Annotated in this window: 16 protein-coding genes and 1 tRNA gene; 9 read left to right on the top strand and 8 right to left on the bottom strand. The window is 68.1% G+C overall.

Annotated elements, in window-relative coordinates; translation table 11 throughout:
* Positions 1-61: 61 nt before the first annotated feature.
* The 4 genes from D3869_RS26270 to D3869_RS26255 all read left to right on the top strand — a co-directional run bounded on the left by D3869_RS26270 (position 62) and on the right by D3869_RS26255 (position 5,888).
* Positions 62-412 carry a hypothetical protein gene (locus tag D3869_RS26270; protein ID WP_014200165.1) on the top strand — a complete coding sequence of 117 codons (351 nt, stop codon included), beginning with the start codon at positions 62-64 and terminating at the stop codon, positions 410-412.
* Between the two features lie 22 nt (positions 413-434).
* A complete protein-coding gene (locus D3869_RS26265) occupies positions 435-1,511 on the top strand; it encodes a hypothetical protein (protein ID WP_137142713.1) in 1,077 nt (358 codons plus the stop codon).
* 197 nt (positions 1,512-1,708) lie between these two features.
* Positions 1,709-2,254 carry a hypothetical protein gene (locus tag D3869_RS26260; RefSeq protein ID WP_247896042.1) on the top strand — a complete coding sequence of 182 codons (546 nt, stop codon included), beginning with the start codon at positions 1,709-1,711 and terminating at the stop codon, positions 2,252-2,254.
* Positions 2,255-2,381: 127 nt separating this feature from the next.
* Positions 2,382-5,888, top strand: a complete 3,507-nt coding sequence (locus tag D3869_RS26255; protein ID WP_137142712.1) for a hypothetical protein — start codon at positions 2,382-2,384, stop codon at positions 5,886-5,888.
* A gap of 118 nt (positions 5,889-6,006) precedes the next feature.
* On the opposite strand, the gene D3869_RS26250 is transcribed toward D3869_RS26255, so the two are convergent.
* The 3 genes from D3869_RS26250 to adhE all read right to left on the bottom strand — a co-directional run bounded on the left by D3869_RS26250 (position 6,007) and on the right by adhE (position 11,732).
* Entirely contained in the window at positions 6,007-6,894 is an 888-nt protein-coding gene (locus D3869_RS26250) for a hypothetical protein (protein ID WP_137142711.1), read from the bottom strand.
* Positions 6,895-7,150: 256 nt separating this feature from the next.
* Complete coding sequence (locus tag D3869_RS26240) at positions 7,151-8,776, bottom strand: helix-turn-helix domain-containing protein (protein WP_247896041.1); 1,626 nt, start codon at positions 8,774-8,776, stop codon at positions 7,151-7,153.
* Between the two features lie 295 nt (positions 8,777-9,071).
* The gene (adhE, locus tag D3869_RS26235) at positions 9,072-11,732 is read right to left on the bottom strand and encodes a bifunctional acetaldehyde-CoA/alcohol dehydrogenase (protein ID WP_137142709.1); all 2,661 of its coding nucleotides are present in this window, start codon (positions 11,730-11,732) and stop codon (positions 9,072-9,074) included.
* A 340-nt stretch (positions 11,733-12,072) separates the two neighbouring features.
* Here adhE and D3869_RS26230 point away from each other — a divergent pair.
* The 3 genes from D3869_RS26230 to D3869_RS33245 all read left to right on the top strand — a co-directional run bounded on the left by D3869_RS26230 (position 12,073) and on the right by D3869_RS33245 (position 14,227).
* Positions 12,073-12,148 (top strand) — tRNA-Phe (locus tag D3869_RS26230).
* Positions 12,149-12,435: 287 nt separating this feature from the next.
* Positions 12,436-13,944 (top strand): FAD-binding oxidoreductase, encoded by a 1,509-nt coding sequence (locus tag D3869_RS26225; RefSeq protein WP_137142708.1) that lies wholly within the window; start codon positions 12,436-12,438, stop codon positions 13,942-13,944.
* Between the two features lie 118 nt (positions 13,945-14,062).
* The gene (locus D3869_RS33245; protein ID WP_014199676.1) at positions 14,063-14,227 is read left to right on the top strand and encodes a hypothetical protein; all 165 of its coding nucleotides are present in this window, start codon (positions 14,063-14,065) and stop codon (positions 14,225-14,227) included.
* Here the strand turns inward: D3869_RS33245 and D3869_RS26220 are convergent.
* The 5 genes from D3869_RS26220 to D3869_RS26200 form a co-directional block, all read right to left on the bottom strand.
* Positions 14,211-14,765 carry a histidine phosphatase family protein gene (locus D3869_RS26220; protein ID WP_137142707.1) on the bottom strand — a complete coding sequence of 185 codons (555 nt, stop codon included), beginning with the start codon at positions 14,763-14,765 and terminating at the stop codon, positions 14,211-14,213. The genes D3869_RS33245 and D3869_RS26220 overlap by 17 nt on opposite strands.
* Positions 14,759-15,454, bottom strand: a complete 696-nt coding sequence (gene gph / locus D3869_RS26215; protein WP_137142706.1) for a phosphoglycolate phosphatase — start codon at positions 15,452-15,454, stop codon at positions 14,759-14,761. The genes D3869_RS26220 and gph overlap by 7 nt, the downstream gene beginning before the upstream one ends.
* A gap of 13 nt (positions 15,455-15,467) precedes the next feature.
* Entirely contained in the window at positions 15,468-16,583 is a 1,116-nt protein-coding gene (locus tag D3869_RS26210; protein ID WP_247896040.1) for an ABC transporter ATP-binding protein, read from the bottom strand.
* Between the two features lie 14 nt (positions 16,584-16,597).
* A complete protein-coding gene (locus tag D3869_RS26205; protein ID WP_114858614.1) occupies positions 16,598-18,310 on the bottom strand; it encodes an ABC transporter permease in 1,713 nt (570 codons plus the stop codon).
* Positions 18,311-18,385: 75 nt separating this feature from the next.
* Positions 18,386-19,732 (bottom strand): ABC transporter substrate-binding protein, encoded by a 1,347-nt coding sequence (locus D3869_RS26200; protein WP_137142704.1) that lies wholly within the window; start codon positions 19,730-19,732, stop codon positions 18,386-18,388.
* Positions 19,733-20,258: 526 nt separating this feature from the next.
* Between D3869_RS26200 and aspT the strand changes: the two genes are divergently transcribed.
* Entirely contained in the window at positions 20,259-21,947 is a 1,689-nt protein-coding gene (aspT, locus tag D3869_RS26195; protein WP_137142703.1) for an aspartate-alanine antiporter, read from the top strand.
* 21 nt (positions 21,948-21,968) lie between these two features.
* Entirely contained in the window at positions 21,969-23,600 is a 1,632-nt protein-coding gene (locus D3869_RS26190; RefSeq protein ID WP_137142702.1) for a bifunctional aspartate transaminase/aspartate 4-decarboxylase, read from the top strand.
* The last annotated feature ends 9 nt before the right edge of the window (positions 23,601-23,609 follow it).

The raw sequence follows: 23,609 nt of genomic DNA, 5'->3' as shown, positions 1-23,609 counted from the left end.
TTGATCCCGCGCCCATCCCCCAGCGGCCGGCCTCCCAGGCCACAACGAGCGAGGAGCCTTCATGTCGGAGCCCACGAAGGTCAATGCCCAGATCATTGACGTCATAAACCAGACGCAGACGGCGACCATGAGCCAGCAGGTCGTCACCACCAGCGGCGCGGGGAAAGCCTATCAGGCGGTCGCCCAGTCCACGGCCATGGCCGTGCAGGACGCGACGGACACGCTGCGCAACGTCTCGACCATCGCCACCACGGCGATCGGCGTGGCGATGGCGCAGCTTCTGGCGACGGGCGACCCGAAATACGTCACCGCCCTGACCCAGGCCCAGGGAATGATGACGAGCGCCGCCAACGACTTCACCAGCATCGGTACCGCGGCCTCCACGGTCCTGAATAGCTTCCCGTCGAGCTGACCCTTACGCAGGTGTCCCCACCATGACCGTCTCTGTCGCCAACAAGATGATCCAGAACCGCGCCGGGCTCACCGACCTGGGGCGGCTTGCGCTCGCCTTCATCGATGGCGGGTCGGAGTGGCTCGACTGGGCCATCAGCAACGCCGGTCCGCGCTATGATTTCCCGGACGAGAGCACGCTCGTGGAGCAGGTCCAGCAGGGTCTTCACGCCACCCGGCTGGCCCTGCTGCCCAATCTGAAGCTGATGGTCAGCCCGGTGAAGCTGATGACGCTGGGGGTGGACAGCCTGCGCACGCTGGCCGATGCCGAATCCGGCGACACCAGCGCCACGGTGTCGGCCCAGGTCAAGCGCATCCTCGCCGACCACAACCTTCTGACCCAGGACGATTTCGCCGCCAGCGCGTCCTTCCTCTCGGGCCTGGGGGTCTCCGGGGCTCCGGTCTTCCAGTTCATGGGCTTCGACGAGCAGCAGGCGGTGCAGGAACTGCTCTACCGCAAGGAAAGCCAGGGGACGGCGAATCCCGAGCTTCAGAAGGAAGCGGCCGCCTTCGCGGTGGACCAGGCGCGCACCGTGCAGGAGTTCGCCGACTATTATCAGTTCTATCTGATCTACGTGAACCGGCTGGGCTCCCTGACCGCGACGCCGGACGACCGGAAGAAGCGGGCCGGCGGCGCGCTGGACACCATCCTGCCGCAGCTCTTCGGCTTTCTGGAATGCCCGCAGGTCGCCCCGCTGGCCGCCCCGGCGGAGGTGGCGCGGGCCGTCTCCGACTGGCAGAAGCGCGGCCGGCCGATCGGCTTCGCCCGCCTGTCGGACGGGGCGCTGCAGATCGTCCGCGACACCGCCTTCCGGGACGAGACCGGCGACGCGGTGCGGGTGCTGGTGGCCGGCTATCTGGCCGGGGCGCAGGCGCTTCTGTCGGCGACGCCGCCGCAGCGCGGCATCATGGGCCAGGACGGCGCGTCCTGCCTGTTCCCCATCTTCGGCAAGGGCAACCAGGCAGAAATCCAGATGGGGTCCGGGGGGGTGATCTCGCTGCGCTGCTTTCGCCCCGATCCCCCCGCCACCCCCACGGCCGTCACCACCGCCGCCGCCTGACTTGCCTCGGCAGGCGGTGACCGGGGCGGCCCCTCCTGCACCGCCCTGCGCACCGCCTTCTGTGCCGCCCACTGCGCCGTCCACCGCGCCGCCCACGCCGACCGCGGCGGCGGCACCGGCGCCGAAACCGGCGCAGGCGCAGGCGCCCCCGGCGGCAGGCGCGCCGCAAAACCGAACCGGACGAAGGAGATCGAAGGATGGGCGTTTCCCAGCCTCCCAGCAGCCCGAACCCTGACGCGGCGTCCCCTCCGGCGGCGCCGGATACGCCGGCTCCGACGCCGCCTGCGGCGCCCGCGGTGAATGCACCGCCACCGGCGCCCGAGCCTGCGGCGGCTCCCGATACGGCGCCGTTCGAGGCGGGCACCAAAACCCCCGCCGAAATCGCCAGCGCGCTGCTCGACCACGCGGTGAAGAGCGTGAACGCCGCCGCCGAACAGGCCCTGGCCGCCGTCGAACAGGCCATCAAGCTCGCCGGCCACGCCGTAGAGGCGATCCCCGGCCTCACCGCGCATCCCGGCGGCCACGCCGACGAACAGGGCGCGATGTCCCAGGCGAACGAGGCGATGTCGCAGGCGCTCCAGGCCGCCAGCGGGACCGGCGCCGGCGGTCAGGCGATGCAGCAGGCCAACGAGCAGCAGCAGAAGGCCGTCACCGCGGCCAACGAAGCGGCGCAGCAGGCCATGGCCGCGGCCAGCGCCCAGATCGCGCGGGCGATGAACAGCAAGGGCGACCCGGCCCTCTGAGGCCGCCGCCACCGACCTGCCCGCTCCGGAGTGACCGCGACGCTGCGCGGTCCCCCGACGCGCGCGGGTCGGAAGCGTTTCCGCCACGTTCCGCACATGCCCCCAACCGAGCCGAAGGACATCCCGCATGCCGTCCCGCACGCGCCGGAGATTGATCGTTGTCGCGCCCGAAGCCCCGCCCTTCGCCCCACCCGCCACCCCGGTGGAGGCGAGCATGGACGCGGTGGCCGCCGCCGCGACGCTGGCGCTGGGTCTGCCGGTTGCCCCGTCCTCCCAGCGCGATACCGCGCAGGGCTGGACCGCGGCCGCCGTGCACCCGCTCCAGCCCTCCCAGTCCGACTGGCTGCGGATGGTGCGCGGGTCCTCCTTCGGGATCGCCGCCACCGGCGAGCGCACCGCCGTCGAGACCGCCGCCATGGGGCGGCTGTTCGTGGCGGGAGAGGGGGCGCCGACCCTGCTGGGCGTGCCGCCCGGAGCGGTCTACGAGGGCGAGCGCTTTCCCCTTCCCGACGACCGGCTGACCGCCGCCCGCCGCCTGCTGAAGCAGACGCTGGGCATCGTCGGCGCGGCGAAGGACGGCCAGCCCATCGGGTCCGACGCCATTTCGCGCCGGCTGCGCGGCGTCCGCGACATCCTGCTGCCGCTGATCGAGGCTTATGCCGGACCGGCCGAGGCGGGTGGCACGTCCCTCTCAACCGGCCCCTTCATGGAGGAGCGGCGCCAGCTTCGCGGTCTCGACCAGGACATGGCGGCGGCGCAGAGCTGGGACGCGGTGGAAGCCATCATGGCGGGCCTCGCCCGGATCGTCGATGGGCTGGGCGACGCGGCGCTAGCCGCCGGGGGCGTCCATCTCTCCTACGACGCCGAGGCGGCCTGCCGCCTCCAGCTCGCCATCCGCTTCAAGGTCGCGTCCGACAGCCCGGTTCCCGCGGACCGTCTGGCCGACGCCGACCGGGTGCTGACGCGCCTCCTCAACGGCGGCTATCCGCAACTGGCGGGCTGGCTGTGCGACCGCCTGCGGGCGCTGGCCCGGCGGGTGGCGGAGAGCGATCCGTCCGGAAACAGCCGCCTCATCGTCCTGGAGGACGGGCGCGCGGGACCCCGCGGCTGGGCCGTCCGGATCCTCGTCAACCCCGGCCTGCCGGCTCCGGCCTGGTTCGCGCTGTTCCGGCGTCTGCACAACCTCCTCGTGATGGCCCTGTTCTCGCTGAAGCTGGAGCTGTACGGGCTGCTTCACCGGCTGGCCGGCGCGGCGCCCGCGGGCAGTCCGGCGGCGGACGGCGCCGACGAGACGGCGACGCGCGGCGGCGGGCGGAGAGGCATGGAGTACGGGCGCAACGGCTGCGCCGCCGTGCTGGTCGACGTGACCATCCCGCGCCACGGCACCCTGGCCCTCCAACAGCAATGGCGGCGCTTCACCGGCGACGTCCGGCTCGAGGACGGGCTGCCGCGGCCGGGGGCGGCCTACCGCATCACCTCGGCCCTGCGGGCGGTCGATTCCCTGTGCCGCTCCGCGCCCCCACCCGGGAACGCCGCTCCGGCGCTGATCTCCCGGCTGCACGGCCTGCTGACCGGGCAGGACCAGGCCACGGCGGACGGCGTCGCGGCGATCCGCGCCCGCATCCGGGAAGGCGTGGTCCCGCTGTCCCTCACGGCCATCGACCGGCTGGGCGACACCGCGGCGCGCCGCCTCCTCGTCGTGATCCTGGAACAGTTTTGCCAGGGCTACGGCCTCGCCACCGACAAGGCGCTGGCAACGGCCTTCGACGGCTGGTTCGCCGCCGCGGTTCCCAACTACGCGGATCTGGCCGACCTGCCCGTGACGGTGTCGGCGGCCATCAAGGCGGCCAAGGACAAAGGCGCCTGGAGCGACGAGACCACGGCCACCGCGAGCGCCGTGGGATTCGGTCTCTGGGTGTCGGGGGCCATGGAAAGCCATCTGGAGAAGCGCGCGTCCTTCCTGCGCGACCGCTTCGAAGAATCCGGCTCGCTGCTGACCTGCCTGACGTCCCTGCCCTCCCCGGAGGAGGCGCGGAACGCTCCGGACGTCCAGCCGGTCATCCAGGGTCCCTGGGCCGCGGCGCTGCAGTTGGAGCAGGGCCTGCCACGGCAAGGGAGCGGCGCGGCGGCCGCCCCCGTCGACATCCGGCTTCAGGACGGCGCGTCCGGGCGCCCGCCCGACGAACTGCTCACCGCCGCCGCCTCGCGGATCGCGGATTGGCTCGCCGCCCAACGCAGCGGCTTCGCGCTGGTCCGCGACGGCGGCCGGCTGGCCATCGTCTGGCACGAGGAGGTGGATCTCGGCCTCCTGCGCTATGCGCCGGTCGCGGCCACGCTCGCGGTGACGGGGGCCGCGCCGGGCGGGACGCCCCCTTCGCTGATCCGCGGGCTGCCGGTCGCCGCCCTGTCCGACACGATCCGCTCGGTCCGCGAGAGCCTGGCGCAAACCGACGACGGCGCCGTCCGCAGCCGGCTCGCCGCCACGCTGAACGCCCTGACCGCCATCAGCCTGCGCAGCGGAGCGCCGGAGGGCGCCGATCCGTCGGTGACGGCGCTGCGCCAGGGGCGCTGCCGCCATCTGATGCTGAGCAGCGCGGAGCAGGCGCAGGGCTCCGCCGCCGACTACCCGCGGAGCTACTACCCCGACGACGCCGTCCGGATCGTCCTCCACGACAATCCGGTCGATGCGGCGCAGCGGCTGGGTCCGTCCCCGACCGGGGCGGAGGAGCGGCGGACTTTGGATCTGCTCGTCGTGAACCAGGGCAGCGGCGGACGGAACGCCGACGGCGAGCCGCTGCTGTCCCCCGGAACCTGGACGGCGGACGCCCTAGCCGCGAGCGTCGTCGCGCCGTTGATGGCGTCCGGATGGACGGCGCGGACCGTGGTTCTCGATTTCCCCTTCTCGGTCCAAATGCTGGAGGTGTTCGCCCCGCTGTGCGCCGGCGAGGGCCGGATCGTCATGACGCTGGGCGACAGCCTGGAGCCGATCATGGACCGGGGGATGTGGGACACCATCCGGCCGGCGCTGGGCCAAGGCGACGCCGAGGCGGTCCGCGACGCCATCGACAGGCAGGTCGCGGCCATGACCGCCGCCGCGGTTGGCCGCCTGCATCTGGACGAGATCCTGACCGCGTCCAACGCGGCGATCCACGAGCATCTCGCCAGCCATCCCGACGGACGGGACGCGGTGTCGGTCCTGCGCTGCCTGAAGCCGATCGGCGACGTTCTCCAGGACCCCGACACGCCGCTGGACCGCATCGACGCGGTGCTGCGGGCGCTGCGCGGCACGCCGCTGCCCCGCAGCGATTTCACGGCGGCGGACCAGGCCCTGCTCGATGATTTCCCGGGCTCGGCCAAGGACGTAACGGCGGATTCGCTTAGCCGCTTCCAGGACAGGCTGCGCCAGCGGGTGGAAACCGTGCTGTCCGACCACCGATTCCGGATCGGCCTGGACCCAGCGTGGCTGGCCGGGCGGCCCCTGTACGGATCGCAGCCCGATTGCCTCTGGAACCTCCTCAGCAGCCGATGGTCCAACATCCTGGGCCTCGATCCCGGCCTGTCCCAGGGGATGGCGCGCTTCGCCGTATTCGACTGCGGGACTGGCGCGATCCGGCTGGTCGGCATGGCCGCGTGAGATTCCGGCTGCACAGCGCAACCCCAGAAAACCGTCTGTCGGCGAGTTTTCCATTCATCAAGACAACGTCGCCCCGAAAGAAATTAATCTTTCGGGGCGACGTTGTCTCACAGACAATTTACAATTTCGGTTTCGCATGCATGGTTTCCCCCCTAATGGAATTCGTTTTTCTCTTCATTGCCGAATCAACAATACTTTCTAAAATCACATTATCATCAATCAGAAACCCTGTTTCCTGCATAGACAAATAAATCCAAGTTAATGTGCCTGCATTACCATCTACAAGATCATTTGCAACCTTATTCATTCTAATAACCACACCGCTCAAAATTTCTACTCCGGCATGTTTTGATAGGTTTGGTTTTATTTTATTTTCTAGAATTATTGACACTGCCTCTATTCCAGCAGTAACACAGTTAAATTTATTAATACTCTTATCCAACCCGTACCATCCATACAACATCTCTCCACCAACACCTGATTTAGAAAATAAATGTGATTTGTTATTCTGCAGACATTCTATTTCATGCAAGAATATTTCGTAAACCGCTTTTGAGACAGAAATGGAAATCACGCGCTTGGAAGTGTCCTCGAACATCCCCCCGTCGTCGTACCATTTACCGGAGATAGAACCACCCTTCTTAAGATCGCCTTCTTGCCACATAGAGCACAACAGCGATGCCGGATTGAAACCGGCAACCGTTCGCTTGGGGGCTTCACCAGGAATTTCTTTTTCGGCAAAAATCGCGAAATGACCAGCATAGACGGATGCCAATGCTTGAAGCGCCGCTTTAGGAAGAGGACTATAAACAATATATCTAAGCAATCTAATTACACCACACTTATTGTATCCTAAATTTTCTATAAAATATTTAAGTAGAGCGGTGTTATCCTTTCCTTCTTCGAACGATTTTTTTAAATATGAATCAATATCTTTATTTCCAAGACGACTCAGTATAACTTTCTGACTCGCGACCGCAATAAAACCGACATTGTAGTTTTCCATATCTTCACCTGTTTTGTGAGACCAGCCAGAAGGCCGACCAGAAAAAAACCACGTAGAAGCTCTTGCCGATGGCCGTTGACGCATCCGGGAGACCGGCGGCGTCCCGGAGCCCGGAATTGGCATACCGGGATCGAGGAGCGCCAAGCCTAGAAAGCGGAGGCACAGCAATGAGCGTTCTCGTACGCATCGGACGTTTTGCCGGCAGGAGACGTGAAGGCGAGACTCGGCCCCCATGCCCTCCCTCCGTCGGGCCGATTCAGGGGCGCCGGCCGGCTCCCGGCAGGTTGCGCCGGAATTCTCGCGGGCTTTCCCCGACGAGGCGGCGGAAGCTCTTTTCGAAATGGCTGAGGTCGCCGTAGCCGACGCTCATCGCCACCTCGGTGATGGGCAGCCGGCGCTCGGCGGCCAGAAGCTCGCGCGCCTTGTGGATGCGGATGCGGCCGAGCAAGCCTTTGAAGGAGGTGTGAAGCTCCGTCCGGAACAGGTAGCTGAGGTGGGACGGGCTGACATGGGCCTGCCGGGACAGCTCGTCCAGCGTGATCGGGTCGGCGAAGCGCTCGCCCAGGAAGACCAGCGCCTTGCGCAGACCGCCGTGCAGCCGGGCCAGGGCGTCCGGGTCACGGGTCAGCGCGCAGCGCACCCAGTGGTCGGCGGGCGAGGAAGCCGACGGGACGGCCGGCGCGGGCTCCGGATGCCCAACCGGATGAACCGCGGACGCGGGGTCCGCCGGCATGGCGCCGCCGACCATCCAGGGGGCGTGGCGGCGCACGTCGCCGTGGCGGATCGGCCGGCCGCCGGTCATCACGGCCAGCCGGGCGATCACCCGCTCCAACTCGAACAGGTTCTCCGGCCAGCTATGGGCCTTGCACAGGGCGATCAGCTCGTCGGTCCGCGTCTCGTCGGCGCGCCCGCCATGGCGCTCCAGGGCGGCGACGACCAGCGGCTCGATGTCCGCCGGCCGGTCGCGCAGCGGCGGCACGGTGGCGCACAGGAAGTCCAACTCCGCCAGCAGCGGGCGGGAAAAGCGCCCCTCATCGGCCAGCCGCCGCAGGTCGGCGGTGGTCGAGGCGATCACCCGCGGCCCCCCGATCCCGTTGGCCGCCCCGGTGGCGGACAGCGTCCAGCCGTCCGGCGCGTCGAGCCATTGGCCGAGTTGGGACGGCATGTGCTGGACGATCTGCCCTTGCAGGGCCGGCGTCATCTCGTCGACGCCGCTGAGGAACAGGGTGCCCCCGGCGGCCCGCGCGAACCAGTCGGCGGGCGTCCCCGCCGGGTCCGCCCCGTTGACCTGGACGAAGGGGCCGTCGCGCCGCGGCCCGCAGCCGTGGATCGCCGCGGCGAGCTGCGCCTTCTCCGTTCCGAACTCCCCGGTCAGCAGGACGGGCAGCGCGCTGTGGGCGGCCTGCTCCAGGAAAACGTCCAGTTCGCGCAGCGCCCGGCTCATGCCGACCATCATCAGGGGCCGGCCGAACCGCCGCTCCGCCCAGCGCCGCACCTCGTAGCGCTTGGCCAGATAGCCGCATTGGCGGGCGACGTCCTGCAGGATGGGGGCGTCGGGCGCGGCGCCGTCCGGCGCACGGTCGAGGACGAGCCGCATCTCGCCGACCGGCGCATCGGCGTAGGTGATGGGCACCACCACCGCCTCCGGATCGGCCGCGGCGTCGTTGGGATCGCCATCCGCCGTCCAGCAGAGGCGGCCGCCCGCCCGGTCCTGGGCGAGCACCAGCGTGCCCATGTCCTGGAGCCACAGCGCCCCGCCGCGCAGCGGCGCGCGGTCGGCCAGCCGGTCCATCAGCCCGCCGATCAGGTCCGGCAGGCTGCGGAAATCGGCCGAGGCCGGGTGCAGGATCTCGTCCAACGAGCCACAGGCCGGCAAAGTCATCGCACCGCCTCCCTGGTAAAGCCGTGCCGTGTATTCCGCGAGCGCCGGACCTTGAAGACGAATGCATGCATCGCGTGGCCGCGATGGCGGTAATCGGATTGATAGGATCGAATCATGACCGGAATCACCTGCCGCCGTTTCGGACAATGGGTTCACAGCCAATCGACGTTTCATGGCGTCAGGGCGTGAAGTCTTCGGCAGACCGGCTTTTTTTCCGGGCAAAAGAAAGGGCCGCCCGGCATCCGGTTCCCCGGCGCCAAGCGGCCCTTGTCAGGCGTGAATCAGTGTGACGGGGTCAGCGTGAACGGACCAGCGCCACCGGCTTGCGCTCCGCCCCGGCCTCCGGAGCCCGCTCCGCCCCCTCGGCGTAGGCGCGGCCGTAGTAGCTGTCGAGCAGGAGCTGGCGGATTTCCGCGACCAGCGGGAAGCGCGGGTTGGCGCCGGTGCACTGGTCGTCGAAGGCGGCCTCGGCGATGGCGTCGAGCCGGGCCAGGAACTCCGCCTCCGGCACCCCGGCGGCCTGGATCGAGGCCGGGATGTCCAGCGTGCGCTTCAGCTCCTCCACCCAGGCCACCAGCGTTTCCACCCGCTCATGGTCGCGGCTGCCGCCGAGGCCGAGGTGGCGGGCGATCTCGGCGTAGCGGGCGACGCCCTTGGGTCGGTCGTACTGGCTGAAGGCGGTCTGCTTGGTCGGGATGTCGGCGGCGTTGTAGCGGATGACGTTGGCGATCAGCAGCGCGTTGGCGACGCCGTGCGGCAGGTGGAACTCCGCCCCCAGCTTGTGCGCCATCGAATGGCAGACGCCGAGGAAGGCGTTGGCGAAGGCGATGCCGGCCAGCGTGGCGGCGCTGTGCACCTGCTCGCGCGCCTTGGGGTCCTTGGCGCCGTTGGCGTAGGCGGAGGGCAGATGCTCCTTCAGCAGCTTCAGCGCCTGGAGCGCCTGCCCGTCGGTGTATTCGTTCGCCAGGACGGAGACGTAGGCCTCCAGCGCGTGGGTCACCGCGTCGATGCCCCCGGCGGCGGTCAGGCCCTTGGGCATGTCCATCACCAGATTGGCGTCGATGATCGCCATGGTCGGCGTCAGTTCGTAATCCGCGATGGGGTACTTGATGCCGGTGCGCTCGTCGGTCACCACGGCGAAGGGCGTCACCTCCGACCCGGTGCCGGACGTGGTCGGGACGGCGACGAACTGCGCCTTCACCCCCAGCTTGGGGAAGGTGTAGATGCGCTTGCGGATGTCCATGAAGCGCAGGGCCAGATCCTCGAAGGCGACGTCCGGCGCTTCGTACATCACCCACATGATCTTGGCCGCGTCCATCGGCGAGCCGCCGCCCAGCGCCAGGATGACGTCCGGCTGGAAGGCGTTGGCGAGCGCCAGCCCGCGCCGCACCACCGCCAGGGTGGGATCGGCGGCAACCTCGAAGAAGGTCTCCACGGCGAGGCCCAGCCCCTTGAGGATGCGCACGGTCTCGTCGACGTGGCCGTTCTCGAACAGGAAGCGGTCGGTGACGATCAGGCAGCGCTTCTTCCCGCGCAGCTCCTCCAGCGCGAAGGGCAGGCAGCCGCGGCGGAAGTAGATGGATTTCGGCAGCTTGTGCCACAGCATGTTCTCGGCCCGCTTCGCCACGGTCTTGCGGTTGATGAGGTGCTGCGGCCCGACATTCTCGGAGATCGAGTTGCCGCCCCAGGAACCGCAGCCGAGCGTCAGCGACGGCGCCAGACGGAAATTGTAGAGGTCGCCGATGCCGCCCTGCGAGGAGGGCGTGTTGATCAGGATGCGCGCCGTCTTCATCGCCTGCCCGAAATGGCGGATGCGCTCCGGCTGCTGGTCCTGGTCGGTGTAGAGGGCGGAGGTGTGGCCGATGCCGCCCAGCGCGACCAGCGCGGCCGCCTTCTCGCAGGCGTCCATGAAGTCGCGGGCGCGGTAGAGCGCCAGGGTCGGCGACAGCTTCTCGTGGGCGAAGGGCTCGTCCTCGGTCACCGCCTCGACCTCGGCGATCAGCACCTTGGTGTGGGCGGGAACGCTCACCCCGGCCATGGCGGCGATGGCGCCGGCCGACTGGCCGACGATGTCGGCGTTCAGCGCGCCGTTCTTCAGCAGCACCTTGCGCACCGCGTCGGCATCGGTGGCCGACAGGATGTGGCCGCCATGGTGGGCGAAGCGGTCGCGCACCGCGTCATAGACGGCGTCCACGACGATGGCCGACTGCTCCGACGCGCAGACCACGCCGTTGTCGAAGGTCTTGGACATCAGGATGGAGGCGACGGCCCGCTTGATGTCGGCGAACTCGTCGATCACCGCCGGGGTGTTGCCGGCGCCGACGCCGATGGCCGGCTTGCCCGAGGAATAGGCCGCCTTGACCATGCCCGGCCCGCCGGTCGCCAGGATCAGGTTGATGTCGGGGTGGTGCATCACCGCGTTCGACAATTCCACCGAGGGCTCGTCGATCCAGCCGATGATGTCCGGCGGCGCGCCGGCCTCCACCGCCGCCTGGAGCACGATCCGCGCGGCCTCGCAGGTCGCCTTGCGGGCGCGGGGGTGCGGCGAGAAGACGATGCCGTTGCGCGTCTTCAGGCTGATCAGCGCCTTGAAGATGGCGGTCGAGGTCGGGTTCGTCGTCGGCACGATGGCGCAGATCAGCCCCACCGGCTCGGCGATCGTCATGATGCCGTATTCCGGGTCCTCCTCGAGGATGCCGCAGGTCTTCTCGTCCTTGTACTTGTTGTAGATGTATTCGGAGGCGAAGTGGTTCTTGACGACCTTGTCCTCCATCACGCCCATGCGCGTCTCGGCGACCGCCAGCTTCGCCAGCGGGATGCGCGCGTTGGCCGCGGCCAGGGCGGCGCTGCGGAAGATGCGGTCCACGGTCTCCTGCGGGAAGCCGGCGTAGACTTTCTGCGCCTCCCGGACGCGGAGGACGAGGTCGTTGAGGTCTGCAAGCGTGGTGACGGGCATATCGTGTCGCCTCTGCGGTTGGCGCGCCGCCAGCCCCTTCGGGCCGGTCCTGGACAGCGGATGCGGGCGGGTTGACGCCCTTCAGACACCGGCATCCGGGGCACGCACGGAAAATCGGTCATGGCCGGGCGGCGCTTCGGTCCTGTCCGCGCGGCAGGGAAACTATCCCCCGGCCATGGGTGAGGGACCATGACTCAGGTCAAAACTGGTATGACCACTTTCGGGTTAGCGCCCCCCAAACGCGCTTGACCGGTCTGGAAAAATCTCTTCTGAACGGGTGTCGAATTGCGCTGGACAAGCGCTCCGCTTCTTCTTATAAGACGCCCCCGCACGCAGCGGCGCCCAGGTAGCTCAGTTGGTAGAGCAGGGGACTGAAAATCCCCGTGTCGGCGGTTCGACTCCGTCCCTGGGCACCATTTTCCTCAAGGTCTGGTTCGAGGAGATGGTGTTCCGGCCACACTGGCCGAATCCGGACGCTGCGCTCCATTCTCCCATGTCTTTGACTCGATCCGGCGTCTCGACGGCGCGCTGCGACCGTGTTTTGCGCAAGCGAAACGCCGCCGGTTCAAACGGGCAAACCCGACGAATCACACCTGCAGCGACGGCCCTCCCTTTCGCTGATCGCTGTTAAGAAGCAGACGCCTTCCGGAAATTCCCAAAAAGTTGTACATACTCCCATAAATGTCCGTGGGAGGGGAATCCAATGTTCAGCGCCGTTCAGCCGAGCCGCCGCATGTTCCTGGTCGGGGCGGGCCGTTTCGCCGCCGCCTCGGCGCTCACCAGCGTCGCCCCCTTCCCCGCGCTCGCGGATTCCGGCGACCACCGGATCGCGGCCTCGGCGCTCAGGGACTTGGCCGGGGCGGTTCAGGGCGGTGTGGTGCTGCCCGACGAACCGTTCTTCGACGATTACGCCCGACCGAACAATCTGCGTTTCCGGACGCTTCCGATCGCCATCGCGCGTTGCGCGAGCGAGACGGACGTGCAGGCCTGCGTCGCCTGGGTGAAAAAGCACGGCGCCCGGTTCGCCGTGCGCAGCGGCGGGCACAATTACGCGGGCTTCTCCACCACCCCCGGCCTGCTCATCGACATGACGCCCCTCAGCGCCATCACCGCCCTGCCCGGTGGGGACGGGCTGGTCAAGGTGGGCGGCGGCGCCCTGAACGGCATGGTCTACCAAGCGCTCGAACGGCTGAACCGCACCGTCACCCACGGGCGCTGCACGACCGTGGGGGCGGCGGGCTTCCTGCTGGGCGGCGGCATCGGCTTCAACATGCGCATGTTCGGCATGGGGTCGGACCTGCTCCAGGCCACGAGCATCGTCACGGCGGACGGCGCGCTGCATGCCGACATCCAGGACAGCGGCGACGGCAGCGACCTGTTCTGGGCCTGCCGCGGCGGTGCCGGCGGGAATTTCGGGATCAACACGTCCTTCACCCTGCGCACCTTCCCGGTTGAGACCGTCACCTTTTTCGACATCACCTGGACCACGGATGTGGGCGAGGTGCTCCACACCCTGCTGACCCGTCTGGCGGAGGCGCCGCCGGAGTTCGGCAGCAAGATCAACGTCACCAAGCCGGCGCGCGGCAGCGCCGATCCGCGGCTCACCGTCTCCATCCTCGGCCAATTGCATAAATGCGGCACGACGGTCGAGGCGATCATCGGCCCGGTCCTGGAGAAGGCGTCGAAGACGCGGATCGACCGCGACATCGCCTATTGGCCGGCGCAGGACCTGCTGAGCGAGTTCACCTATCCCTACTTCTATCAGGAGAAATCCTCCTACATGAGGGCGGCGGACATCACGCCCGAGTCCGTCGCCGCCATGATCCGGCTCGCCGAGCGCATGCCGGGCACCAGCATGGCCAACGCCTTCAAGTTCTTCCAGGTCGGCGGCAAGGTCAACGCCATGGCGGCGGACGCGACCGCCTACGTCCACCGCGGCTACGACTGGCTGTTCTCCTCCGAGGTGAACTGGTGGAACCGGAAGGACCCGAAGTCCCTGGTGGAAGAGAATCTGGCTTGGCAGGAGCGGTTCTACGCCACCGTCAATACGGCCACCAAGGCGGCGGGCGCCTTCCAGAACTTCCCCGACCCGTCCCTGAAGGACTGGTCGGGCGCCTATTACGGCGGCAACTACGCCCGGCTGCGGCAGGTGAAGACGGCGTATGACAAGACCGATCTGTTCACCTACCGGCAGGGCATCAAGCCCTTGTGACGGCCCTGACGATGGCGCTTTGGTGCCGGTATCCGCCCATCGGCGGAGAATCCGGGCGCCAAAGCCCCCGGTCCCCTGTTATCGTAGTGGGAAGCCTCTCGCGCCACGGGGTCCGGGCATGGAAGAAAAGCTGATCGCCTACATCGGCCGGTTGAAGGAGCAGATCGCCACCCTGCGCTCCGCCGACTTCACCACCCCGGAGGAACGGGTGTCCTGCGAGGCGGTGGCCGACAGCCTGGAGCTGGTCGTGCGCGAGTTGACGGACCTCATCGAGATCCGCTGACCGGCGTCCCGACGCTTTCAAAAACCCCGGCGCGCTCCAGCGTCACGGGCATCGCGTTGGGCGGCCACAGCGTGTCCGGGGCGAGGCCAAGCCAGCGGCACAGCGCGTGCCACGTGCCGGCGTGCGCCACCACCAGCGGCGGACGACCGTCCGCCGGAACCGGCAAGCCCTCCAAGGCCGCGGCGACGCGGGCCTGGAAGGCCGTGAGGCTTTCGCCGCCCGGCACCTCTTCGCGCAGGAGGTCCGCCGGGACGGCGCCCCCCTCCAGATCGCCCCAGCGCCTTTCTTCCAGACCGGGGACGACGGTCACCGTCAGGCCCAGCGCCGCGCCGATGACGCCGGCGGTTTCCAGCGCGCGCCGCTGCGGGCTGGAGTGAATGGCGGCGACCGGGCTTCCCTGGGCGGCCAGCGCCGTGGCGGCGGCATGGGCCTGCGCCCGCCCGCGCTCGGTCAGCGACACGTCGCGCGACCCGGCCAGCCAGCCGCCGACGTTGCTCTCCGTCTCGCCATGCCGGCAGAAGACGAGACGGTTCAGCATGCCGAGGCCGCCGACAGCGCCCCCGTCAGGTCGCCGAAGCGCTCCAGAATGCCGTCGTGGGGAAGGCTGTCGAGCGGCACCCGCGCGTAGCCGTAGCGCAGCACCAGCACCCGCGCCACCCCGGCGGCGCGGGCGGCGGCCACGTCATGCTCGTTGTCGCCGACGAAGACGGTCTCCTCCGGCCGGACATCCATCAGGGCGAGCAGGCCGAGCACCGGCTCCGGCGAGGGCTTGCGGGTGGGGAAGCTGTCCCCGCCGACCACCGCCGTGAAGCGATCGGCGATGCCCAGGTCGGCGAGCAGCCGCCGGGTCGCCGCCATCGGCTTGTTGGTGCACACCCCCAGTTTCAGCCCGGCCGCGGACAGCGCCGTCAGTGTCTCCGCGACACCGGGATAGAGCGCGCTGTGGGCGCTGGGGTCGGCCTCGTAGATGGCGAGGAAGCGGCGGGTGTGGGCCGCCGTCTCCTCCGCTCCGGGCAGGCCGCCGGTGGCGGTCAGGACCCGCTCCACCAGCTTGGCCACCCCGTCGCCGATGAAGGAGCGCACCGCCGGCAGATCGACCGGCGGGCGGCCCAACTCGGCGAGCAGGGCGTTGGAGGCGTGCATCAGGTCGGCGGCGCTGTCCACCAGCGTGCCGTCGAGGTCGAAGGCGACGGCACGCAAGGACGTGCGGTTGGGAAGGCTGGTCACCGGAATGCGACTCCTATCGGCGCAGGAAGCGGGCCTTGTCGGCCGCGAGGTCGAGGGTGATCGGGGTGTCGGTCGGCAGCAGCGCGTCGCCGGCCTGGTGCGGGGCGTCAACCTGAACCTGCTGTCCCCCGATGTCCACCGCGTAGCGGATCGAGGCGCCCAGGAACTCGCGGTGCCGCACCACGCCCATCAGCCGGACATGGCCCGCGCGCGGCGGCCCGCCGTCCTGGCGGATAAAGAGATTTTGCGGCCGGAACATCAGCTTGCCCTCGGCCCCCGGCTCCACGCCGTGCGGCAGCGGAATCGGCACGCCGCCGCCGATGACGAAGGCCGTCCCGCCGTCCACGGCGCGCACCTGCCCCTCCAGCACGTTGGCGGTGCCGAGGAAGCCGGCGACGAACAGGTTGGCCGGGTGGTCGTACAGCTCCTGCGGGGTGCCCACCTGCTGGACGATGCCGTCCTCCATCACCGCGATGCGGTCGCAGATGGTGTTGGCCTCCTCCTGGTCGTGGGTGACGAAGATGGTGGTCAGCCCCAGCTTGCGCTGCAGGCTCAGCAGCTCCTGGCGCATCTGCACGCGCAGCTTGGCGTCCAGGTTCGACAGCGGCTCGTCCAGCAGCAGCACCTTCGGCTCGATCACGATGGTGCGGGCGAGCGCGACGCGCTGCTGCTGGCCGCCCGACAGCTGCGACGGACGGCGGTCGGCCAGATGCTTCAGCCCGACGAGGTCGAGCGCCGCGTCCACCCGCCGCTCGATCTCCGCGCGCGGCACGCGCCGCTCCTCCAGCCCGAAGGCGACGTTGCGGCGCACCGTCATGTGCGGCCACAGCGCGTAGCTCTGGAACACCATGCCGACGTCGCGCTTGTGCGCCGGCAGGCCCGAGATGTCGCGCCCGCCGATCGTCACCGCCCCGCGCTGCGCCGTGTTGAAGCCGGCGATCAGCCGCAGCAGCGTGGTCTTGCCGCAGCCCGACGGGCCGAGGAAGGCGAAGAACTCGCCCGGCTTGATGTCGAGGTGGATGTCCTTCAGCACGCGGTGGCTGCCGTAGGACAGGTCCACGCCGTCGATGCGGACGCCGACGCTCTGCATCCCGGCGGCCAGGGAGGCGGGGGAGAATTGATGGTTCATGGTGGCGGTTCCCCTCAATGGTCCTGGCCGCGCTCGCGCCGGCCCCGCTCGATGATGACGTGCGACAGGTAGGTGCCCAGCCCGACGATGACGACGGCGAAGACGCCCAGCGCCGCCCCCGGACCGCGCCCGGCCGCCGACTGCATGTAGACGTAGAGGCCGTAGGCCAGCGGCGCGTCGCTCTGCGAATGGACCAGCATGATGGTCGCCGACAGCTCGACCGCCGCGGTGGCGAAGCTGGTGACGAAGCCGGCCAGGATGCCGCCGGACATCAGCGGCACGACCACGCGGCTGATGGTGCGCAGCTTGGTGGCGCCCAGATTCTCGGCCGCCTCCTCCAGCGAGTTGCTGACCTGCTGCAGGGCCGCCGTGCAGGCGCGCAGCGCGTAGGGCAGGCGGCGGATCGCCAGCGCGAAGACCAGGATCAGCCAGAAGCCGGACAGCGGCTGCCCGGTGAAGGGCATGGGCACGTCGTAGAAGCTGCGCAGATAGCCGATGCCCAGCACCACGCCCGGCACCGCCAGCGCCGCCATGGCGATGTAGTCCAGCCATTGCCGGCCCGGCAGCTTGCTGCGCAGCACCAGATAGGCGATGGCCGTGCCGATCACCACGTCGAGCAGTGCGGCCAGCGAGGCGTAGAGCAGCGTGTTGGTGATGTACTGGCCGCTCTCCAGGAAGACCGTCCCGTAATGCTTCATCGTGAAGGCGTCGGGGAACGGGCTGAAGGACCAGATCGTCGCGAAGGACAGCAGCGTCAGGCCGATGTGCGGCGCCAGCACCAGCACCAGGATCAGCAGAACGACGGCGTAGGCCGCCACCAGCTCCAGCGGCTTCATGCGCCGCCGCGCCAGACCGCCGCCGCCGCGCTGGACGGTCGCGTAGTCCTTGCCCTTCATCGCCAGCGCCGACACCCAGAGGGCGAGCAGCGAGCAGACGATCAGCACCACCGAGATCACGTAGCCCATCGGGTCGGCGATGCCGATGGAGGAGATACGCAGGTAGGCCTGCGGCGCCAGCATGTCGTTGACGTTGAGCAGCAGCGGCGTGCCGAGGTCGTCGAACACCTTGATGAAGACCAGCGACGCGCCGGCGACGTAGCCCGGCATGGCCAGCGGGAAGACGATGCGGCGGAACAGCCGGAAGCCGTGGCAGCCGAGATTCTGCGCCGATTCCTCCATCGCCCGGTCGATGTTCTTCAGGCTGGCCGACAGGTTGATGAGGATGAACGGGAAATAGTGGATGCTCTGCACGAAGATGACGCCGTTCAGCCCCTCCATGAAGGGAATGGAGATGCCGAAATGGTCGCGCAGCAGCAGGTTGACCGTGCCGTTGCGCCCGAACAGCAGCTGCATCGCCACGGCGCCGATGAAGGGCGGCATGATCAGCGGGATGATGCCCAGGCTCTGGATCAGCACGGCGCCGCGGAACTCGAAGCGCGTCGTCAGATAGGCCAGCGGCAGGGCCAGCGCGCTCGCCACCACCACCGACATGGCGGAGACGTAGAAGGAGTTCCAGAAGGACCGCATGAACAGGTCGTTCTGGAAGAAGTCGGCGAAGTTGATCAGGGTGAAGGCCCCGGTCGTCTTGTCCTGGAAGGCGACGAAGATGACCTGGACGACCGGCACGACGAGGAACAGCAGCAGGAACAGCGCGATCAGCACAGCCGCCACCGCCGGCCCCGGCCGCACGCGCGCGATGCTTTCGCGCGTGAGCGCAAGAGACGTCATGGTTCAGCCCAATGGTATCGGGGGAGAAGGCGGGGAGGGGCGTCCGCGCGGGGCGCCCCTCCCGTCACGCTCGGGTCAGCGGGCCAGCGCCAGGGCCTCTTCGGCCTTCTTGCGGGCGGCAGCGTAGTTGTCCTTGGCGAAGGCGGCCCACTTCTGCTCGACCTGGGCCTGACGCTCCGGCACGGCGTCGGTGGCGCTCTTGCGCTCCACCGTGAAGGCGCCGGAGAGCTGCGGGTCGGCGGCCTCCTGGGCGGTCACCGGCATGGCGGCGACGAGGTCGCGCGCCTCGGCCAGCAGCGCCTTGGCCTTGTCGTTGGGCTTCTTGGCCAGCGCGGCGTCGGCCTGATGGATGGCGCGGGTCGCCGCCTTCAGCCCGTCGAGCTGGAAGGTGATGAGCTGGTCGAACAGCGCGTCCACCACGTTGTAGCGGGCCTGCGACACCTCGACGTCGAAGTTCACCTGCGAGCCCAGCGAGGTGTCCTCGAACGGGTTCGGGTAGTCGGCCGGCGCCTTGGCGTAGGTGGCCGGGTTGACCGGCAGGCGGCGGATGGCCGGCTGCAGCAGGACCTCCTGGCCCTGCGGCGACAGGATGAAGTCGACGAAGGTCTCGGCGGCGGCCTTGTTGGGAGCGTTCTTCACGATGCCGATGTTGGCCGGCACGATGGTGGTGACCGTCGGATAGGCGAACTCCACCGGGAAGCCCGAGGCCTGGGACGACAGCGCGAAGAAGTCGATCACGATGCCGATGCCGAAGCTGCCGGAATTCACGCCGTCCGGCACGCCGAAGCTGCGCTCGGTGATGGTGCGGTAGTTGCCGGCGATCTCCTTGTTGGTCCGCCAGCCCTTCTCCCAGCCCTCGCCCTGGAGGATGGTCTCGATGGTCAGGTGCGTGGTGCCGGAGCGCGACGGGGCGGAGATGGCGACATGGTCGTAATAGACCGGCTTGGCGAGGTCCGACCACTCCTTGGGGGCCGGCAGGTCGTTGGCCTTCATGTAGCGGCTGTTCCACATGATGCCGTAGCCCGAGGCGGCGAAGCCGGCGTACATGCCATCCGGATCGTTGATCGGGTAGGCGCCGACCTTCTCCGGAATGCCCTCGACCTTCGGCTTGTAGGCCTGCAGCAGGTTGGCGCCCTTCAGGACCTCGAAGGCGTCGGGGGCGGAGGCCCAGAACAGGTCGGTGCCGTTGTTCGACGCCGTCTCCTGGAGATACTTCACACCCGCGTTGGTGTTGCGGTTCAGAACCTCCAGCGTGACCTTCGGGTAGGCCTTCTGGAAGGCCTGCTGGAAGGCGCTGGTCAGGTCCTTCGGGAAGGAGGTGACGACGACCAGCTTGCCCGACGGGTCCTGGGCGAAGGCGGCGGTGCTGGAAGCGAGCAGGACGGCCAGGGCGGCCGCGACGCCGTGCAGCGTGCGAGACATAGGATGGTTCCTCCCAGTGTTTTTTCTGCAGGCTCATTCAGCAATCCGCGTGCCAGACCGTTCGCAGGCGAATTTACTGGGGTTGCGCCGGGAGGATGGGTAAGACCGGTAACATCGGCCGGGGACGATGGGTAACGGCGGGAACAGGGGTGGTCCAGCCCCCAGGCCTCGCCGCGCTCCACGGCGGATCGGCGATCCGCCACGCCCGGCCGCAAAGAAGGCGACGCCGCGGCCAAAAGCGTTACCGCCACTCCAAGTATCCAACCTCTCCTTGAATAGGTTCATCCGGCACATCGGCGATGAACACAAAATATTTAAAAAATCATCCAGCCAAGCCAGCTCCATAAGCCTCTGACAAGAAACAAAACAGCCGATATTTCTGCGCAAACATCACCATATTCCAAAAAAGATTGTCTTGCATTGAACAAAACGGCGCGCCTTGACCGTTGAGCAACATTACTATTTCACTTCATCATCTCCCCCGATCGGCGATGCGCACAGGAAGAAATCTTTCAAAGGATTCCGCATGTCATGGCTTCACTCGATCGTCAATCAAGCTCCGGAAATTGCGTTATTTCTTTCCCTGGCGGGCGGCTATTGGATCGGTAAGTTTCAATTCGGCAAGTTCCAGCTCGGCGGCGTCGCCGGATCATTGCTGGTCGCCGTGGTGATCAGCCAGATCGGCGTGTCCATCGACAACGGCGTCAAGGCCGTTCTCTTCGCTTTGTTCATTTACGCGGTCGGCTTTGAAAGCGGCCCGAAGTTCTTTCAATCGCTGGGACGGCAGTCGATCCGTGAAATCATCCTGGCGGCGGTGCTGGCGGTCAGCGGTCTGGTCACCGTCGTGATCATGGCCCGCCTGACCGGCCTCGACAAAGGTCTGGCGGCGGGCATCGCATCCGGCGGGCTGACCCAGTCGGCCATCATCGGCACGGCCAGCTCGGCCATCGGCAAGCTCGGGCTGCCGGCGGAGGAGGTGCAGCGCCTCCAGGGCAACGTCGCGGTCGGCTACGCCGTCACCTACATCTTCGGGTCCTTCGGCGCCATCCTGGTCTGCGTCAACCTGCTGCCCTGGATCATGAAGCGCAGCATCCGCGACGACGCCATCAAGGCGGAAACCGCGATGCTGGCCGGCGCCCATTTCCTGGCGCGGGGCGAGGAATACGCCATGCCGCCCCTGGTCGGGCGCCTCTACCGCATCGAGCGGGCGGCCGGGCGGACGGTGGCGCAGATCGAGGCGGACTCCGCCGACGGTCCGGTCAGCGTCGAGCGCGTGAAGCGCAACAACGCGCTGATCGGGTTGCAGCCGGACCTGCGGCTGGAGGCCGGGGACGTCGTGCTGCTGGTCGGACGACGGGCCGGGGTCGTCGGTCTTGCCGACCGGCTCGGCCCGGAGCTTCAGTCCTCGCAGGGCATGGACCTCATCATGCTGGTGCGCGATGTGGCCATCACCAACCCCGCCTTCGTGCACCGCAGCGTCGCCGAGATCCGCAAAGCGTCCTCGGCCAATCTGTACCACGGCGTCTATGTGACCGGCATCAAGCGGAGCGACCGGCCGCTGCCGCTCGCTCCCGACACGGTGATCGAAGCCGGCGACGTCGCCACGCTCTACGGCACCGCGGAGGATGTGCAGCGCGTCGCCGCGTCGGTGGGGACGGAGGTCATCACGAGCGACAAGACCGACTTCATCTACCACGGGCTGGGGCTGGCGCTCGGCCTGCTCGTCGGTCTGGCCGTCATCCGCATCGGCGACATCCCGCTGACGCTGGGCAGCGGCGGCGGCGCCCTGCTGGCCGGTCTGCTGTTCGGCTGGTACCGCACCCGCAACCTCGCCATCGGGAACATGCCGACGCCGGCCTCCACGCTGCTGCGCGACCTGGGTCTGGCCGGCTTCGTCGCCGTGGTCGGACTCCAATCGGGCCGGCAGGCCGTGAGCACCGTGGTCGAGAGCGGGCTGAGCATCTTCCTGGTCGGCGTGGTCGTGACGCTGGTGCCGATGATCATCACCCTGTTCGTCGGCCGCTATCTGCTGCGCTACGACAACGCGGCCATCTTCGCCGGCGCGCTCTCCGGGTCGCGCAGCGCCAACCCCGCCTTCGGCGAGGTGCTCGACAAGGCCGGCAACTCCATCCCGACCGTTCCCTTCGCCATCACCTACGCGCTGGCGAACGTCTTCCTGACCCTGCTGGGGCCGCTGGTGGTGGCCTTCGTGTAATCCATGCGAGGAGATCCCCTGATGGACTCTGTCGATTACAGCCGATACGCGAAGCTCAGTCCCTTCGAACTGAAGGACGAATTGATCAAGCTCGCCTCCGGCCGCGAGAACCGGCTGATGCTGAACGCGGGGCGCGGCAACCCGAACTTCCTGGCGACCCTGCCGCGCCGGGCCTTCTTCCGGCTGGGCCTGTTCGCCGTGGCCGAGGCCGAGCTGTCCTTCTCCTACATGCCGAACGGCGTCGGCGGCCTGCCGCGGATCGAGGGCATCGAGAGCCGGTTCGAACGCTACGTCTCGGAGCACCGCGATCAGGAAGGCGTCGTGTTTCTCGGCCGCGCGCTGAGCTACGTGCGCGACCAGCTCGGCCTGCCGGGCTCCGGCTTCCTGCATGAGATGGTGGAGGGGGTGCTGGGGGCGAACTACCCGGTGCCGCCGCGCATGCTGGCGATCAGCGAGGAGATCGTCCGACACTATCTGGTGAAGGAGATGGTCGGCGGCTTCCTGCCGACCGGCAACGTCGATCTGTTCGCGGTCGAGGGCGGCACCGCGGCGATGACCTACATCTTCAACACGATGAAGCAGAACGGGCTGGTCGAGCGGGGCGACAAGGTGGCCATCGGCCTGCCCGTCTTCACCCCCTACATCGAGATCCCGGAACTCGACGAGTACGGGCTGACGGAGGTCGCCATCAACGCCGACCCGGCCAGCCATTGGCAGTATCCGGACTCCGAGCTGGACAAGCTGAAGGACCCGGCGGTCAAGGTGTTCTTCTGCGTCAACCCCAGCAACCCGCCCTCGGTCAAGATGGACGACCGCAGCCTCGACCGCATCGCCGCCATCGTGAAGAACGAGCGGAAGGACCTGATCATCCTGACGGACGATGTCTACGGGACCTTCGCGGACGATTTCCGGTCGCTGTTCGCCGTCTGCCCCGAGAACACCATGCTGGTCTATTCCTTCTCGAAGTATTTCGGGGCGACGGGATGGCGGCTGGGGGTGATCGCCACGCACAAGCAGAACGTCTGCGACCAGCGGATCGCCGGCCTGCCGGAGGAGCGCAAGGCGGCGCTCGACCGCCGCTACGGCTCGCTGGTTCCGGACGTGCGCGGCCTGCGCTTCATCGACCGGCTGGTCGCCGACAGCCGCACCGTGGCGCTGAACCACACCGCCGGGCTGTCCACGCCGCAGCAGGTGCAGATGGTGCTGTTCTCCCTGTTCGCCCTGATGGACGAGCAGGACGGCTACAAGGCCGAGCTGAAGAAGGTCATCCGCCGGCGCGAAGCCGCCCTGTACCGCGAGTTGGGCCTGCCGACGCAGTCCGACCCGAACGCGGTGGACTACTACACGCTCCTCGATCTGGAGGACATCGCGCTGAAGCTCTACGGCCCGGACTACGCGGCCTGGGTGAAGGCGAACTTCGTTCCGAACGACATGCTGTTCCGCATCGCCGCGGAGACCGGCATCGTCCTGCTGCCGGGCAAGGGCTTCGGCACCCTGCAGCCGGCCGCCCGCGTCTCGCTGGCCAATCTGAACGAGTACGAATACGCGGCGATCGGGCGCTCGCTGCGCGGGATGGCCGACCAGTCCTACGAGGAGTTCAAGAGACAACGGCAGGGCTGGAACGCACCGAACGGCGGGACGAAGCCCAACTGACCGTCCCCC

The sequence above is a fragment of the Azospirillum brasilense genome (assembly GCF_005222205.1).
Classification (GTDB): domain Bacteria; phylum Pseudomonadota; class Alphaproteobacteria; order Azospirillales; family Azospirillaceae; genus Azospirillum; species Azospirillum brasilense_G.
The sequence above is the reverse complement of the archived record's forward strand: the minus strand, read 5'-3'. Positions and strand labels throughout refer to the sequence as shown.

Coding starts and splice junctions, on each gene's coding strand:
- D3869_RS26270 (WP_014200165.1), top strand. CDS start 62: ATGTCGGAGCCCACGAAGGTCAATGCCCAGATCATTGACGTCATAAAC.
- D3869_RS26265 (WP_137142713.1), top strand. CDS start 435: ATGACCGTCTCTGTCGCCAACAAGATGATCCAGAACCGCGCCGGGCTC.
- D3869_RS26260 (WP_247896042.1), top strand. CDS start 1,709: ATGGGCGTTTCCCAGCCTCCCAGCAGCCCGAACCCTGACGCGGCGTCC.
- D3869_RS26255 (WP_137142712.1), top strand. CDS start 2,382: ATGCCGTCCCGCACGCGCCGGAGATTGATCGTTGTCGCGCCCGAAGCC.
- D3869_RS26250 (WP_137142711.1), bottom strand. CDS start 6,894: ATGGAAAACTACAATGTCGGTTTTATTGCGGTCGCGAGTCAGAAAGTT.
- D3869_RS26240 (WP_247896041.1), bottom strand. CDS start 8,776: ATGACTTTGCCGGCCTGTGGCTCGTTGGACGAGATCCTGCACCCGGCC.
- adhE (WP_137142709.1), bottom strand. CDS start 11,732: ATGCCCGTCACCACGCTTGCAGACCTCAACGACCTCGTCCTCCGCGTC.
- D3869_RS26225 (WP_137142708.1), top strand. CDS start 12,436: ATGTTCAGCGCCGTTCAGCCGAGCCGCCGCATGTTCCTGGTCGGGGCG.
- D3869_RS33245 (WP_014199676.1), top strand. CDS start 14,063: ATGGAAGAAAAGCTGATCGCCTACATCGGCCGGTTGAAGGAGCAGATC.
- D3869_RS26220 (WP_137142707.1), bottom strand. CDS start 14,765: ATGCTGAACCGTCTCGTCTTCTGCCGGCATGGCGAGACGGAGAGCAAC.
- D3869_RS26210 (WP_247896040.1), bottom strand. CDS start 16,583: ATGAACCATCAATTCTCCCCCGCCTCCCTGGCCGCCGGGATGCAGAGC.
- D3869_RS26205 (WP_114858614.1), bottom strand. CDS start 18,310: ATGACGTCTCTTGCGCTCACGCGCGAAAGCATCGCGCGCGTGCGGCCG.
- D3869_RS26200 (WP_137142704.1), bottom strand. CDS start 19,732: ATGTCTCGCACGCTGCACGGCGTCGCGGCCGCCCTGGCCGTCCTGCTC.
- aspT (WP_137142703.1), top strand. CDS start 20,259: ATGTCATGGCTTCACTCGATCGTCAATCAAGCTCCGGAAATTGCGTTA.
- D3869_RS26190 (WP_137142702.1), top strand. CDS start 21,969: ATGGACTCTGTCGATTACAGCCGATACGCGAAGCTCAGTCCCTTCGAA.